Origin of the sequence: Kribbella lupini (assembly GCF_039529595.1) — a bacterium.
Taxonomy (GTDB): Bacteria; Actinomycetota; Actinomycetes; order Propionibacteriales; family Kribbellaceae; genus Kribbella; species Kribbella lupini.
In genome coordinates this window covers 102,502-116,454 of record NZ_BAAANC010000006.1, presented here as the reverse complement: position 1 = coordinate 116,454, position 13,953 = coordinate 102,502, and the positions used below count along the sequence as shown (strand labels likewise).

General features: G+C 70.7%; 15 protein-coding genes. 8 read left to right on the top strand and 7 right to left on the bottom strand.

From position 1 onward, the window contains the following. Position 1: 1 nt before the first annotated feature. A complete protein-coding gene (locus ABD235_RS39055; RefSeq protein ID WP_344183624.1) occupies positions 2–1,285 on the bottom strand; it encodes an ABC transporter substrate-binding protein in 1,284 nt (427 codons plus the stop codon). Positions 1,286–1,458: 173 nt separating this feature from the next. On the opposite strand from ABD235_RS39055, the gene ABD235_RS39050 reads away from it, so the two are divergent. Then, entirely contained in the window at positions 1,459–2,097 is a 639-nt protein-coding gene (locus ABD235_RS39050; protein ID WP_344183622.1) for an HAD family hydrolase, read from the top strand. On the opposite strand, the gene ABD235_RS39045 is transcribed toward ABD235_RS39050, so the two are convergent. Beyond that, positions 2,032–3,138: an MFS transporter gene (locus ABD235_RS39045; RefSeq protein ID WP_344183619.1), complete on the bottom strand. Its 1,107-nt coding sequence runs from the start codon at positions 3,136–3,138 to the stop codon at positions 2,032–2,034. The two genes, ABD235_RS39050 and ABD235_RS39045, sit on opposite strands and share 66 nt — an antisense overlap. After that, positions 3,138–3,755: an HAD-IA family hydrolase gene (locus ABD235_RS39040; RefSeq protein WP_344183616.1), complete on the bottom strand. Its 618-nt coding sequence runs from the start codon at positions 3,753–3,755 to the stop codon at positions 3,138–3,140. Before ABD235_RS39040 ends, ABD235_RS39045 begins: the two co-directional genes overlap by 1 nt. Before the next feature lie 44 nt (positions 3,756–3,799). Here ABD235_RS39040 and ABD235_RS39035 point away from each other — a divergent pair, with 44 nt between their 5' ends. Beyond that, the gene (locus tag ABD235_RS39035) at positions 3,800–4,960 is read left to right on the top strand and encodes an ROK family transcriptional regulator (RefSeq protein WP_344183614.1); all 1,161 of its coding nucleotides are present in this window, start codon (positions 3,800–3,802) and stop codon (positions 4,958–4,960) included. On the opposite strand, the gene ABD235_RS39030 is transcribed toward ABD235_RS39035, so the two are convergent. The 3 genes from ABD235_RS39030 to ABD235_RS39020 form a co-directional block, all read right to left on the bottom strand. Continuing rightward, a complete protein-coding gene (locus ABD235_RS39030) occupies positions 4,957–5,691 on the bottom strand; it encodes a DinB family protein (RefSeq protein WP_344183612.1) in 735 nt (244 codons plus the stop codon). The genes ABD235_RS39035 and ABD235_RS39030 overlap by 4 nt on opposite strands. After that, the gene (gene thiD, locus ABD235_RS39025) at positions 5,688–6,500 is read right to left on the bottom strand and encodes a bifunctional hydroxymethylpyrimidine kinase/phosphomethylpyrimidine kinase (protein ID WP_344183611.1); all 813 of its coding nucleotides are present in this window, start codon (positions 6,498–6,500) and stop codon (positions 5,688–5,690) included. Before thiD ends, ABD235_RS39030 begins: the two co-directional genes overlap by 4 nt. A gap of 95 nt (positions 6,501–6,595) precedes the next feature. After that, positions 6,596–7,558: a thiamine-phosphate kinase gene (locus tag ABD235_RS39020; protein ID WP_344183609.1), complete on the bottom strand. Its 963-nt coding sequence runs from the start codon at positions 7,556–7,558 to the stop codon at positions 6,596–6,598. A gap of 127 nt (positions 7,559–7,685) precedes the next feature. Here ABD235_RS39020 and ABD235_RS39015 point away from each other — a divergent pair, with 127 nt between their 5' ends. Continuing rightward, the gene (locus ABD235_RS39015) at positions 7,686–7,922 is read left to right on the top strand and encodes an Lrp/AsnC family transcriptional regulator (protein ID WP_184806149.1); all 237 of its coding nucleotides are present in this window, start codon (positions 7,686–7,688) and stop codon (positions 7,920–7,922) included. After that, complete coding sequence (locus ABD235_RS39010) at positions 7,901–8,416, top strand: DUF3515 domain-containing protein (RefSeq protein WP_344183865.1); 516 nt, start codon at positions 7,901–7,903, stop codon at positions 8,414–8,416. The genes ABD235_RS39015 and ABD235_RS39010 overlap by 22 nt, the downstream gene beginning before the upstream one ends. 772 nt (positions 8,417–9,188) lie before the next feature. Here the strand turns inward: ABD235_RS39010 and ABD235_RS39005 are convergent. Further along, on the bottom strand, positions 9,189–10,166 hold the full coding sequence (locus tag ABD235_RS39005; RefSeq protein ID WP_344183607.1) for an aminoglycoside phosphotransferase family protein: 978 nt from the start codon (positions 10,164–10,166) through the stop codon (positions 9,189–9,191). Between the two features lie 267 nt (positions 10,167–10,433). Between ABD235_RS39005 and ABD235_RS39000 the strand changes: the two genes are divergently transcribed. The 4 genes from ABD235_RS39000 to ABD235_RS38985 all read left to right on the top strand — a co-directional run bounded on the left by ABD235_RS39000 (position 10,434) and on the right by ABD235_RS38985 (position 13,950). Then, positions 10,434–10,850 (top strand): YciI family protein, encoded by a 417-nt coding sequence (locus ABD235_RS39000; protein WP_344183605.1) that lies wholly within the window; start codon positions 10,434–10,436, stop codon positions 10,848–10,850. Continuing rightward, positions 10,850–12,130 carry an RNA polymerase sigma factor gene (locus tag ABD235_RS38995; RefSeq protein ID WP_344183603.1) on the top strand — a complete coding sequence of 427 codons (1,281 nt, stop codon included), beginning with the start codon at positions 10,850–10,852 and terminating at the stop codon, positions 12,128–12,130. The genes ABD235_RS39000 and ABD235_RS38995 overlap by 1 nt, the downstream gene beginning before the upstream one ends. 63 nt (positions 12,131–12,193) lie before the next feature. Then, positions 12,194–12,721 carry an ArsR/SmtB family transcription factor gene (locus tag ABD235_RS38990; protein ID WP_344183601.1) on the top strand — a complete coding sequence of 176 codons (528 nt, stop codon included), beginning with the start codon at positions 12,194–12,196 and terminating at the stop codon, positions 12,719–12,721. Continuing rightward, positions 12,718–13,950 carry an MFS transporter gene (locus tag ABD235_RS38985; protein WP_344183600.1) on the top strand — a complete coding sequence of 411 codons (1,233 nt, stop codon included), beginning with the start codon at positions 12,718–12,720 and terminating at the stop codon, positions 13,948–13,950. The genes ABD235_RS38990 and ABD235_RS38985 overlap by 4 nt, the downstream gene beginning before the upstream one ends. Positions 13,951–13,953 lie beyond the last annotated feature (3 nt).

Sequence of the window (13,953 nt, the reverse complement as noted above, 5' to 3'; positions counted from 1 at the left end):
CTCAGATCGCCCCCACCCGGGTCAGTTCGCGGTCGACCAGGTGCTGGGCGTCGTTCCAGGCCTGGTCGGAGGACTTGGCGCCGATCTCGACGTTGACCAGCTCGGCGGTGATCGGCTTGTTGATGATCGAGTCGTACGGGCTGAAGTAGGTGCCCGGGTACTTCTTGGCCGACTCGGCGAACACGTCGACGATCCGCTGACCGCCGAAGAACGGGTCCGCGCCGGTCATCTTGGGATCGGCGTAGCTGGCCGGCGTGGACGGGAACAGCACCGGGTCGAGGAACGACTGGGCCTGGTTCTGGGCCGACTCGAGCCAGGTGATGAACTTGAACGCGGCCTCGGGGTCCTTGCAGTACTTGGTGATCGCGAGGAACGAACCGCCGCGGTTGCCCGGTCCACCAGGCGCCGGGGTCACCCGCCAGTTGCCCTTGCTCTCCGGCGCCGCGTTCTTCGGGCCGAGCTGGGCCCACCAGACCGCGCCGACGAAGGCGGCCAGCCGGCCGTTGGTGATGACGGCGTTGGCGTCGGTGCTGCCGCTCTGTGCGTTGGCCGACAGCCCCTCCTTGACCACCCGCACCGACAGGTCCCAGGCCTGGCGGATGTGGTCGCCGTTCCCGATGTACTGGCCGTCGACGGTCATGTAGCGCTTCGGCAGCTGGGCCAGCGCGTAGGCGTAAATCGACGTGATGTTGTCGGTGATGGCCGCGCCCGGTACCGCCTGCTTCAGCTTCTTGCCGAGCTCGATGTAGCTGCTCCAGTCGGGGGCGGCGGCCGCGACGTCACCGGGCTCGGTCGGCAGGCCGGCCTTGGCGAAGATGTCGCGGCGGTAGAACAGCGCCGTCGGGCCGGTGTCCATCGGGAAGGCCATCATCCGGTTGTCCGGCGTGATGCCCAGCTTCCACTTCCACTCCAGGAAGTCGCCCTTGACCTGGTCCGCGCCCAGCTCGTGCAGGTCGAGGAACTGGTCGGCGTTCGGAAAGTAGGTGGCGACGTCGTCGTTCAGGCCGACGATGTCGGGGACCATCGACTTGCCGGCCAGTGAGGTCAGCAGCTTGGTCTTGTAGTCGCCGCCGATCCGGGTCAGCGCGACCTTCTTGCCGGGGGCACCGGGGATCCCCTTGGACGCCTGGGCGATCAGGTCGTCGTTCACCGACCCGGTCCAGGCCCACAGGCTCAGCTCGTCGGCGGCGCCGAGCGAACTTCGCGAGCCGCACCCGGTGAGGCCCGTCGCGGCGGCTGCGCCACCCGCGGTCAGGGCCAGGAACTTCCGTCTGGTCAGAGTCATGCGCCTCACCGGGCTCTCTGTGTTCGATCTCGCCAGAAGTTGTTGACAAGTGTTCAGACGGCCTCAAGGTAAGCGCATACCAACTGAACCGGTCAAGGGTTCAGGCTCCCCTCCGCCTGAATCGGCCAAACGGTCCGTCCGGGCGGCGGACACCCACCTGCTTGGATGGCGGTATGACCATCGAAGCTGTGCTGTTCGACGCCGACGGCGTGATCCAGGAGCCGACCGTCGACTGGCAGGCGACCCTCGCGACCTTCCTGCGCCCCGATCAGTCGGCCGACGAGTTCGTGCTCGACCTGATGACCTCGGAGGGTCCGTCGCTGGCCGGCAAGGGTGACTTCCGGGACGCGGTGGCCGACGTACTGGCCCGGTGGGAAGTGACGACGCCGCTCGCGGAGGTGCTGTCGCTGTGGGAGCAGTTCGCCGCCGTACCGGAGGCGATCGACGTCGTGCAGGAGCTGCGGGCGGCCGGCGTACCGTGCCATCTGGCGACCAACCAGCAGGCGTACCGGCGCGAGATCATGAACGACCGGCGCAACTACGGGCAGTGGTTCGACCGGTCGTTCTACTCGTGCGACCTCGGGGTGGCCAAGCCCGAACCGGCGTACTTCAAGACGATCCTGACCGCGATCGACCAGGCGCCGACGTCGGTGCTGTTCATCGACGACAACGCGCGCAACGTCGACGGCGCGCGGGAGGCCGGGCTGCACGCCGAGGTGTTCCACCTGTCCAGCGGCGTACCGGTGCTACGCGGGCTCCTTCACGGGTACGGGCTGCCGATCGCGACTGACGGCCCAGAGCAGGGCCAGTAGCGGCAGCGGGATCAGGAAGGCGGTGCGGAGGTCCAGCCAGCCGGCCAGCGCGGCCAGGAAGGTCGGGGCCAGCAGGATCGCCGTACCGGAGGCCAGTGCGCCGAGTGCTGCCAGCCGGGCCGGGTTGATGCCCGGGATGGCGACCAGCGCGGCGATGGTGAGCGGATAGAGCGGTGCCACGCCCAGGCCTGCCAGAGCTAGCCCGGTGGTCACGGCGGCCGGCTGGTTGAACAGGCAGACCAGCAGCGTGCCTGTAGTCGCCAGCAGCAGGGCCGGGATCAGTGGCGACCAGCCGCGCCAGTGCAACGGGCCGATGGCTCGCCCGACAGCCATGCCGATCGGAAAGGCGCTGCCGAGCAGCGCTGCGGTCGACATCGGTACGCCGGTCGCTGCCAGCCGCGCCACAGCCCAGACGACGAAGCAGAACTCCACGGCAACAGCCAGTACGACGCGCAGCCAACCCTTGAGCACGTGAGCCTTGGGAGCGCCCTCGGCCTCCTGCTGGCCCGGCGCCTCACCAGGGCCAGACAGCGCGGCCAGCACGAGCAGGGGTGGTACGGCGGCCAACAGTGCGATCCGGCCGGTCGTGCCGAGCGCATCGACGCCACCGATCGCCAGCGGGGCAAGGATGCCCGTGGCGCTGGAGACGGCGTTGACTCGCGTGAGGCGGGCGGCCGCCGTCGGCCCGTGCAGGAGCAGTGGCGCGACGAGGACGAGCAGCGCGCCACCAAGGCCGATCAGCAGACCGCCCGCAACCGCCAGAGCGAAGCCGCCGGCGAGTGCGAGAGCCGCGGCGCCCACTGCGCAGATCAGGGAGCCTGCTCGGAGGACCGTCCCGATGTGGAGGGTGCGAAGCAGGTACGGGCCGGTGACCGCGACGATCAGCAGGCCGACGGCGAACGCGGACGACAGGATCGCCAGCTGGTCGGTGGACTTGTCTAGGTCCCGGGCCAGCACGGCGATCGAGGCACCGAGTCCGGCCAGCAGGAAGCCCAGCGCGGCCAGGGCCAGGCCGATCCGCAGCTCGACGCGCCCGGCCATCAGGGCTGAGCCAGGAACGCCGCCAACTGGCCCAGGTCGGCGAGCTTCAGGTCCCCGTCGAGCCCCTTGAGCGCAGCCGTGTAGGCACCGGCCGCCTTCCCTGCTTGCAGACCGACCTCGGCGTCCTCGACGACCAGGCACTGCGCTGTCGGTACGCCGAGCAGTTCGGCGCCGCGCAGATATCCCTCGGGGTGGGGCTTGCCGTGCGCGATGTCCTCGATGGTGACCAGCACCTTCGGCTCGATCCCGGTCGCTCCGAGGCGGGCCGTGGCGAGCCGCTGGTCCGCACTGGTGACGACGGCCCAGGGCAGGCCACGCTGCTCCAGCAGGTCGAGCAGCTCGTGCGCGCCGGCAGTCGGTACGACGTCCGAGAGGTCGTCGTACTGCAGCTCGTGCTGGCGGCCGGCGGCGATCGCGCGGATCGTCGGGTCGAGACCGGGCAGGATCCGCGCGACCACGGACTCGGCCGGGCTGCCGTGCGCGACGGCGAGCACCGCCGCGGCGTCGACGCCGTACTCGCCCGCCCAGGTCGTCCAGGCGCGCTCGACGGCGGCGTCGGAGTCGACCAGGGTGCCGTCCATGTCGAACAGGACCGCGTGGATGTCCCGTGGATTCACAACCGCCTCCATTAAGCTCGTTCTCCGAGGATAACCTGGAGCTGATGGTGAACAGAAGAGGACGGTGGCAGACCGCGTCCGAGGTGCTCGGCCTGCTGAGCCGGCAGCCGGGCATCACCCGCGCGGCCGTGGCGCGGGCGCTGCAGCTCAGCACGGGCTCGGCCACCGAGGTCACCGCTCGCCTGCGCGACCTGCAACTGCTGAGCGAGTCCCCTGCACCGATCCAGGGCCGGGGCCGGCCGACCACCGTGCTGGCCGCACACCCGCTCGGACCGGTCGTGCTGGCGCTGGAGCTCCGGCAGGGCGGTTGGCGCAGCGGTGTGGTCGCGCTGGACGGCTCGCTCGATCAGTTGCCCGCACGCAGGCACCGGCGTGATGGTCCGGCGAGCGTCCTCGCCGCACTGCGCGAGGTGGTCGTCAGCGCGGCTGAGCAGTACGGCGACCGCCTGCAGGCCGTCACACTCGCCGTACCTGGCACTGTGCGCGGACTGGAGTTGCTGCAGGCGTCGACGTTGTCCTGGAACGACGTGGATCTCTCACCGGTCGTCGAGGGCACCGGGCTGTACCTGCTCGCGGGTAACGACGCCACGCTCGCCGGAGTCGCTGAGGCGCGGACCGGCGCGGCCGCTGGAGCCGGTACGGCGCTGCACCTGATCGTCGAGGTCGGCATCGGCGGGACGCTGCTGCTGGACGGCGTACCGGTCGGTGGGGCGAGTGGCACGGCCGGGGAGTACGGCCACACGCCGTACGGCGACCGGAGTGTGCGCTGCCCGTGCGGTGCGCGCGGCTGCTGGGACCTGGAGATCGACGGGCGGGCGCTGGCCCGGCACCTGGATGAGCCGCTGCCGGACGATCCCTATGTCTACGCCGACGAACTGCTGCGGGGAGCGCGGTCCTCCCGTGTCCAGCGAGCTGTTGAACGGGTCGCCGAAGCACTCGGCGCCGGGCTTGCCGGGCTGGTCAACGCCCACGATCCTTCGGTTATCACGCTCGGCGGCCTGGCTGTTCCCCTGCGCGCCGCGGCCCCGGCGGCCTTCGCAGCGGCGTACGAGGACAACTTGATGACCTTCCGCCGTACCGCTCCCCCGCCGATCCTCGACGCCGCCCACCCGACCGACGGCGTACTGCGCGGAGCGGGTGCGCTGGGCCTGGACCACCTGACGAGCGAGGCCTCGCTGACCGCGTGGGAGGCCGGCCGCGGTTAGTGTTCGTTGTCCTCGGCAACTGTCGCGGCGAGCTCGCCGCCGGGTGCCGTGTCGTCGTCGGTCGCCGTGTCGTCGTCGGTCGCCGTGTCGCCGATTGCCGTGTCGCCGGTTGCCGTCTCGTCCGTCGCGTCGCCTTCGGCCGTGGTCTCCTCCTCGACGACCGGCTTGGGGGCCGGAACGATCGGCGGTTCGACCTTCGCGAGGATCTCGATGATGTCGTGCCGGTGGTGCTGGATCTCGTGCGCGGTGTGCCGGACGATCCAGCTCAGCGACCGCGGCGCGCGGACCGGGTAGTTGTAGAGCCCGAGCCGGGCGAGCTCCGGCGGCGTCAGCACCCGCGCGGCCGCGCCGAACTCGCGCGCGAACTTCATCACCGCCGCCCCGACCTCGATCGGGTTCTGGAACTCGTACTTCTCCTGCTTGACCCGGCCGGTCCGATCCATCGGCGCGTACACCGGCCGGTCCTCGGCCAGGCACTGTGCGATCCGCAGCCGCTGAACCTCGAGCACGTCGCGGATGTGGCACGCGTACTCGATCGCGGACCAGACCTCCGGCTCGGGCCGCAGCCGGACGACGTCCGGGTCCGGCCCGGCAGCCGCCTTGGTCAGCGCCATCGCCGACTCGGCCGCCTGGCGGACCAGCAACGTCACCGTGCCCTGCAGGTCACCGGTGCCGTAGTTGAAGCCGCACTGCTCACACAGCCCGTCGACCGGCGGCTGCTGCTTGCTCACTGACCACTCCCTCTGAACTGCCATGCGTGATCCACCGGTCCGATCCCACCACCCAGGGCGAACCCGTGGGCGACCGCACCGCTGATGTACTCCTTCGCCGCCCCCACTGCCGACGGTACGTCGTACCCGCGCGCCAGGTACGACGCGATGGTGCTGGCCAGGGTGCAGCCGGTCCCGTGGGTGTGCCGGTTGTCCGCCCGCGGCGCACTGAACTCCTGCCGGAAGTCAGGCCCGTGCAGTACGTCGACAGCCAGGTCGCCGTCGTCGTGACCGCCCTTGACCAGTACCCAGGACGCACCGGCGTCCAGCAGGACCTTGGCGGCCAACTCCCGGTCGTCGAGAGTCCGCAGCTCCACACCGGCGACCGGACCGAGCTCGGTGAGGTTGGGCGTGAGCACAGTCGCCAGCGGGACCACCTCGGAGCGGACTGCCTCCATCGCCTCGGCACCGAGCAGCGCGTCCCCGTGCTTCGACACCGCGACCGGGTCGACCACGACAGGCACCTCCGGCGGCAGGGTGCGCAGCAGCGCCGCGACGACCCGGACCATGTCGGCCGACGCGAGCATGCCGGTCTTCACCGCGTCCACGCCGATGTCGTCAACCACGCTGCGGAACTGCGCCTCCACCTGCTCGGCCGGCAGCTCCCACGCACCCTGGACACCCAGGCTGTTCTGCGCGGTGATCGCCGTGAGCACGCTCATCCCGTGCACGCCGTTGGCCAGCATCGCCTTCAGATCGGCCTGGATCCCGGCGCCACCCCCGGAGTCGGACCCGGCGACGGTGAGCACTCTGGGCGGGGCGGACGTCATCGTGCTGCAGCTCCTCGGTCGGTTCGTTCGTTCGTGCCGGGCATGGTCCGGCTGGTCGCCGGGCCGGCTGGTTCGATCATCGCGCCCTCGTCCGGTCAGCTGGTGAAGTGGGCGTGACCGGCCGGAGACTCGAACAGCTCGCCGTCCACGGTGACCGTCCCGGCCGGGCGATTGTCGTTGCCCTCAGCAACCGTGCCGATGACGATCCAGCCGTCCGGGACGTCGGCCGGCTCGAAGGTGCCGACCAGCGCGTGGTCCTCACCCCCGGTCAGCACGAACGTCAACGCGTCGAGCCCGGTCGCCGCAGCCACCGACTGGAGCGGCTCGGCGATGGCCAGCGCCGGGGTCCGGACGTCGATCACCACCCCGCTCGCCTCGGCGATGTGCCGCAGGTCGGCGATCAGCCCGTCGCTCACGTCGCACATCGACGAGGCCCCGGCGAGCGCTGCGCGCGGCCCTTCGGCGTACGGGGGTTGTGGACGGCGATGCGCGTCGACGACGGTGCGCGGCGAGCGGAAGCCACGCGTCAGCACGGCGTACCCGGCCTCGGCCCAGCCGAGCCGGCCTGCGAAGGCGAGCTCGTCACCCGGGCGTGCACCGGACCGCAGTACGGGCCGCCGTCCGTCGAGCGAGCCGAACGCCGTCACCGACACGATGACCTTCTCCGACTGCACGGTGTCGCCGCCGACGATGCTCGCGCCGACCAGCTCGGCCTCGTCGGCCAGTCCCTGGTTGAGCTCGACCGCCCACGCCGTCGGCAGGTCCGCGGGCCCGCCGAAGCCGACCACGAGCGCCGTCGGGCGGGCGCCCATCGCGACCACGTCGGCCAGGTTCTGCGCGGCGGCCTTGCGGCCCACGTCGTACGCCGACGACCAGTCCTGCCGGAAGTGCCGGCCCTCGACGAGCAGGTCGGTGGTGATCACCATCCGCCCGTCCGGCACCGCCACCACGGCCGCGTCGTCCCCCGGACCGACCAGGACGTCCTCACTGGTGGACAACCCCCGGGTGACGGCCGCGATCAGCCCGAACTCCCCGGTAGTGCCCAACGTCTCTGTCACGTCAGTAGACCTCCCATATCGCCGACTGGAGTCTAGGCGGTACGGTGACCAGGCAACGACGAGTACGCCCGGCCGCTCTGCAGTACTGTGGCCGGTGCCCGCTGAGGACGACTGAGTGGAGAACGACGTGGTGGTCCAGGCCTACATCCTGATCCAGACCGAGGTCGGCAAGGCCGCCGACGTCGCAGCACAGATCGCCGAGGTCCAGGGCGTCACCCTGGCCGAGGACGTCACCGGCCCGTACGACGTGATCGTCCGCGCCGAAGCCCGCAACGTCGACGAACTGGGCAAACTGGTGGTTGCCCGGGTCCAGAACGTCCCCGGCATCACCCGCACGCTGACCTGCCCCGTCGTCCACATCTGACCATCAACCGGTCCGACCTCGCGCGCGGCCCCCGTACCAGTCTTCGGACGGTAACGGCGGTCGCGCTGCTGGCTGTCCTCACGGCCTGCGGCTCCGACCCGGTCCCCATCGCCGTACCGCAGCCGGCCCCCGAGGTAGTGGACGCCTGCACCACCCTCGTCAAGGCGTTCCCCCAGAAGATCCTTGACGCCGACCACCGCGACACCGATCCGCCCAGCCCCCTCACCAAGGCCTACGGCGACCCACCCATCGAGGTCACCTGCGGCGTCTCCCCACCCGCGGGCATGGCGCAGGCCCAGTCCCAGTGCTTCGAGGTCAACGGCGTCGGCTGGTACGCCAAGGAAGCCGCCAACGGCGTCATCTTCACCACCATCGGCCGCAAGCTCTACCTGGAGATCGCGGTCCCCAAGACCTACACCCCCGAAGCCAACGCCCTGACCGACGTCTCCGACGCCGTAAAAGCCCACAACCCCCTCATCACCCCCTGCACCTAAGCGGAACTTCCGCACCCAGCCGCACCGCCAGCCTCCGTGGCTTGTCCTGCATCCAAGAGCGGAACTATCGCCCCCAGCCGCGCGCCAGCTTCCGGGACTTGTCGCGCCAGCTTCCGGGACTTGTCGCGCCAGCTTCCGGGACTTGCTCTGTGTCTCCCCAGCGACGCGCCCCCACGCGCACGCCGTCGCCCCCCACTGACCAACCCCCGCGCCCGCTCACCATCCCCGCCTGACCAAGCGCAACCGCCGCCGCCCAACGCCACTTGATCAGTGGTGCACGTCGGCCCGGCGGACCTCCACCACTCACCAACCCCGCGGCTACCCTCCACCCCGAACCTCGTCGAGCGCGGCCATCGCCGCCCAAGCCCGCTTGCTGAGTGCTGCACGTCCGCCGGCCCCAGCTGACCCGCGACCGCGACCGCCGCCGCGACCCGCGCTCCGGGCCCCGGCACCGGCACCGGCACCGGCCCCCGGCGTCCTCCCCTGACGGTGGCCTTGCGTGGCGTTCAGCGACGCCCACCACCGTCCAACCCCGCGGTCGACACCGCACTCACGCCTCGTCAAGCGCAACCGCCCTCAGCAAGCGCCGCTTGGACGGTGGTGCACGTCGGCCGGCGGACCTCCACCACTCACCAAACCCGGCGGACGCCCTCTACCCACGCCTGGCTGAGCGTCGCCCATGCCCGCCAGCACCACTTGGTGAGTGCTGCACGTCCGGTCCGGCACGCACGGCTCGCTCAGACCGGCCTCGAACCGCGGGCCTTCAAGCTGGTTACCCCTCGCGGAGCTTGCCGGTCATCGTCGCCAGGTGGCGGAGTTCGTCGAGCTTTCCGGGGAGACCTCGCAGCGTGTCGCCCACAGCGGTATCAATCGCCGCCCGGTCTCCCATCCAGCGGGCCGCGGCGGCCTCCCCCAGCGAGACACGGATCCGCTCGCCCAGAACCTGGACCTGATTTCTCGCCACGCTCAGATAGAGATCCGGGCCGGCCCACCCAAGATCGCCGCCGGCCGCGACGTACGTGCTGAGAATTCTCCGGACCCGCTCGGGCTCTCCGCCCCCGAAGATGTACGCGACCCGACCCGCCTCGAGCGCAGCGCTGTCGTTCCGGACGCTGTCCCAGTCCACCAGGACCGGCCCCGAGGCAGACACGACGAGGTTGTGGGGCTTGAAGTCGCCGTGGGTCGTCACGACATCCGGCGCGACATCGCACAACGTCGCGATCCGTTCGGTGATCGCGAGGATGTGCGGGAGGCTGTCGCCGTACAAGCCCGCCCACGAGGCCTCGCGCTCACGAGCCTGCGCGAACCAGCTCTCCCACGTCGCGGGAGACTGGACCGCTTGCCGCCACCACCCAGGCAACCCGACCTGACCAAGTGGCTGCAGTCGATGGACCTGCACCATCGTCCGGCCGAGCCACACCGAGATGTCCCCGTCGGGCGCCGTCCCGTCCCCGACCCATCGGTGCACCCTGAACAGCCGGCCCCCGATGCGGGCCACCCACCCCAGAACCGGATCGACCGGCATCACCGGCCCCGGCACGTCCACCCCCGCCTCGAGTGCCCGGCGCTCGAACTCCATCGCAACCGCCAGTTGGTCGACCAGGTGCTCCCCGTTGAACTGACCACCCGTCGTCGGAAAGTACCCCTTGACGAAATACCGTCCCGTCGTGGTCTCAAGCCGCCAGGCATCGGTGTCACCCCGCCTGACATGCACGAGCCCGCCGATCGGAGTCCCCAGATCGAACGCCACCGCAATCTCCTCCGGAGTCGGCGTGTGCAACGGTCCCCCCCAAGCTGAGCGCAGGCGATGAGCATCCTCGTCAGTGTTCAACGGCGTTGGCGTTGAGGGCGTTCCAGCCTCAGGCCGGCGACACAGCGCTTGCCGGAACGGTTGGTGGGCGGATGGAAGCGGAAGCTCGGATTTCCTCCACCGGCCGTGTCCGGTTTTGCGTGGGGGCGTCGACCTACTGGGTGAGAGGCTCCACAGTGGTGTCACTCGCGGACCGAGGAGACGAGCATGAAGTACATGATCCTGAGCTACGCGTCGCAGGAGGACTACGACGGGATGGCGGGGAAGGACACCGGGAAGCCGGCGTGGACCGAGGCGGACTTCGCGGCGATGGGGGCGTTCATGGAGAAGTTCAACGCCGACCTGGCCGAGTCCGGGGAGCTGGTGGAGACCCGCGCGCTCGCCGCGCCGGTGCTGACGCGGCGGATCGGGTCGAAGGACGGCGAGTCGGTCGTCACCGACGGGCCGTACGCCGAGACGCAGGAGGTGCTCGCCGGGTACTGGATCGTCGAGTGCGACTCGTTCGACCGCGCGGTCGAGATCGCGGCGCGGCTGGGTGACACGCCGGCGCCGGAGTTCGTCCGCGCCACCGCGTACGCCGACATCCGCCCGGTCGTCGAGGGACGCGACGACATGCTCACCTGATGAACCACCGCCCCGGCGGCCTCCCGCCCGACGACCGGCCGGCATCCGCCGAGCCGCTCGACGAAGCACGGGCGGCCGCCGAGCCGATCGAGGACCTGCTGCGTGAGCTCGCGCCGCGGGTCCTCGGTGCGCTCGTACGCCGGTACGGGCACTTCGACACCGCGGAGGACGCCGTCCAGGAGGCCCTGCTCGCCGCCACGAAGCAGTGGCCCGACGAAGGGCTGCCTGACAACCCGCGCGGCTGGTTGGTCACCGTCGCCTCGCGGCGGCTCACCGATCTCCTCCGGGCCGAGCAGGCGCGGCACCGACGGGAGCAGCAGTGGACGACCGTGCCTCAAGAGCCGGTGACCGATTCCGACGACACGCTCATCCTGCTGTTCCTCTGCTGCCACCCGTCGCTGTCGCCGTCGTCGCAGATCGCGTTGACGCTGCGCGCGGTCGGCGGTCTCACCACCACCGAGATCGCCCGCGGGTTCCTCACCACGGAAGCGACGATGACGCGCCGGATCACCCGCGCCAAGCAGGCGGTCAAGGCGAGCGGCGCGCGCTTCTCGCTGCCGCCCGACCACGCCGACCGCCTCAGCGCCGTACTGAAGGTCGTCTACCTGATCTTCACCGAGGGCTACGCGACCACCAGCGGCCCGGACCTGCACCGCGTCGAGCTCACCGCCGAAGCGATCCGCCTCGCCCGGATGCTCCACGACCTGCTCCCCGACGACCCCGAGGTCATCGGCCTGCTCGCCCTGATGCTACTCACCGACGCCCGCCGCCCGGCACGCACCGGCCCGTCCGGCGAGCTGATCCCGATGGACGAGCAGGACCGCACGCTCTGGATCCGCCCGGCGATCGACGAAGGCATCGCGCTGATCACCGCCGCACTCCCCCGCGGCCCGCTCGGCCCGTACCAGCTGCAGGCCGCCATCGCCGCCGTCCACGACGAGGCGCCGACCGCCGCCGAGACGGACTGGCCGCAGATCGCTGCCCTGTACGGCGTACTGCTGCAGCTCACCGACAACCCGATGACCGCCCTGAACCACGTCGTCGCCGTCGCCATGGCGCAATCCCCCACCGCCGGCCTCGAGCTGCTCGCGACCATCGACACCGATCCGCGCCTGACCAGCGACCATCGCCTGTACGCCGTACGCGGTCACCTGCTGGAGATGTCCAACGATCCCGCCGGCGCCCGCACCGCCTACGAGCGCGCGGCCGAACTGGCCACGAGCCTCCCGCAGCAGCGCTACCTCAACCAGAAGCTCGCCGCGCTGGGCACTCCCCAATAACTCTTTGACAGTCCACCCACCGGTCAGGCATCGTTCCCCCCAAGAACTGTTGGGGAGTGGTGCATGACCGACGAAGACATCAAGGACCTCCGGGCCGTGGCGCATCCGGTCCGGCTGCGCATCCTCTCGCTGCTCACCGGATCGGCGATGAGCGCTGCCGAGGTCGCCCGCGAGCTCGACCTCACCCACGCCAACGCGTCGTACCACCTGCGGCTCCTGCACGAGTCCGGCTCGATCGTCGAGGCCGGCGAGGAGCGCATCCGCGGCGGCGTCGCCAAGCGGTACCGCTATCCGCACGAGAACCGCGGCAAGAGCCCCAAGCACACGATCACCAAGAGCCGGATCCCCGAGCTGCGCGCGCTCGCCCGCGAGATCGAGCGGCGCCTCCCCCAGCGCAAACGGACCGGTCGCAACCACTTCAGCGACATCGAGGCGTGGGTCCCGCCCGAGGTCCACGAACGCGCTCGCGCCCTGCTGATGGAGGCCTCCGCCCTGTTGCACGACAACAACCAACCCCCCAGGACGCCGGGCACCGTCCACGTCAGCGCCTCCTCGTGGATCTTCGAGATGACCCGCAAGGCGCGACCGTGAGCGGCGCACTCGCTCCGCTCCGCGAGGCGAACTTCCGCTACTACTGGATGGCCCGCCTGGTCGACCGAGCCGGTACGACGATGGCCGGCGTCGCGCTCGCGTTCGCGGTGATTCACGTCAGCGACTCGCCCGGCGCCCTCGGCACGGTGCTGGCCGCCCACAGCATCCCGATGGTCGTGTTCCTGCTGCTGGGCGGGGTGATCGCCGACCGGTTCGGCCGGACCCGGGTGATCCAGACGACCAATGTCGTCTCCGGCCTGAGCCAGCTGGCAATCGCCGGGCTGGTGATCACCGGCACCGCCGAGATCTGGTACCTCGTGGTGCTCACCGCGATCAACGGCACGGCGACCGCCGCCCGGATGCCGGCCCTCGCCGGCGTGCTCCCCCAGCTCGTCCCCCGCGACCAGTTCAAGGCGGCGAACCTCGTGGTCGCCGTCCCCGAGAACGCTCTGATGGTGCTCGGCCCCGCCGTGAGCGGCGTACTGGTCGTCGTGGTCGGACCCGGATGGGCCCTCGCGGTCGACGGTACGACGTACCTGCTGGCCACGCTGATCCTGACCCGGGTCCGGATCCCACGCCCGGCCGAGGGTCAGGCGAGCAAAGGCGTCGTCGCCGACCTGCGCGAAGGCTGGACCTACTTCCGTACGACGACCTGGCTGTGGGCCGTGGTCGCCTCGTTCTCCCTGCTCAACGCGATCAACAGCGGCGCCTTCAACACCCTCGGCCCGGTGCTCGCCACCCAGACCGGCATCGGCGAGGCCGGCTGGGGCCTGATCCGGTCGGCCCAGGCCGTCGGCTTCCTGGTCTGCTCACTGATCCTGATCCGGCTCACGTTCCGCCGGCCGCTGCGGTGGGGCATGGTCGCGATCGCGCTCCAGGGCGTGCCGCTGCTCGTGCTCGGGTTCGAGCCGGTGCTCGTGGCGGCGATGGTGGCGACGTTCGTGGCGGGGATCGGCAGCCAGATCTTCAACCTGGGCTGGGACCTGGCGATGCAGGAGCACGTGCCGGACGAGATGCTGTCGCGCGCGTACTCCTACGACATGCTCGGCTCGTTCGTCGCGATCCCGATCGGCCAGCTGGCGTTCGGACCACTGGGCCTGGCCGTCGGCATCCAGCCGGTGATGATCGCGGCCGGCATCGCGTACGTCGTCATCGCGCTCGTCCCGCTGGCCTCGCGCTCGGTGCGGGACCTGCCCCGCGCATCGGCCGTTCCCAGCACCATTCCCTGAGCC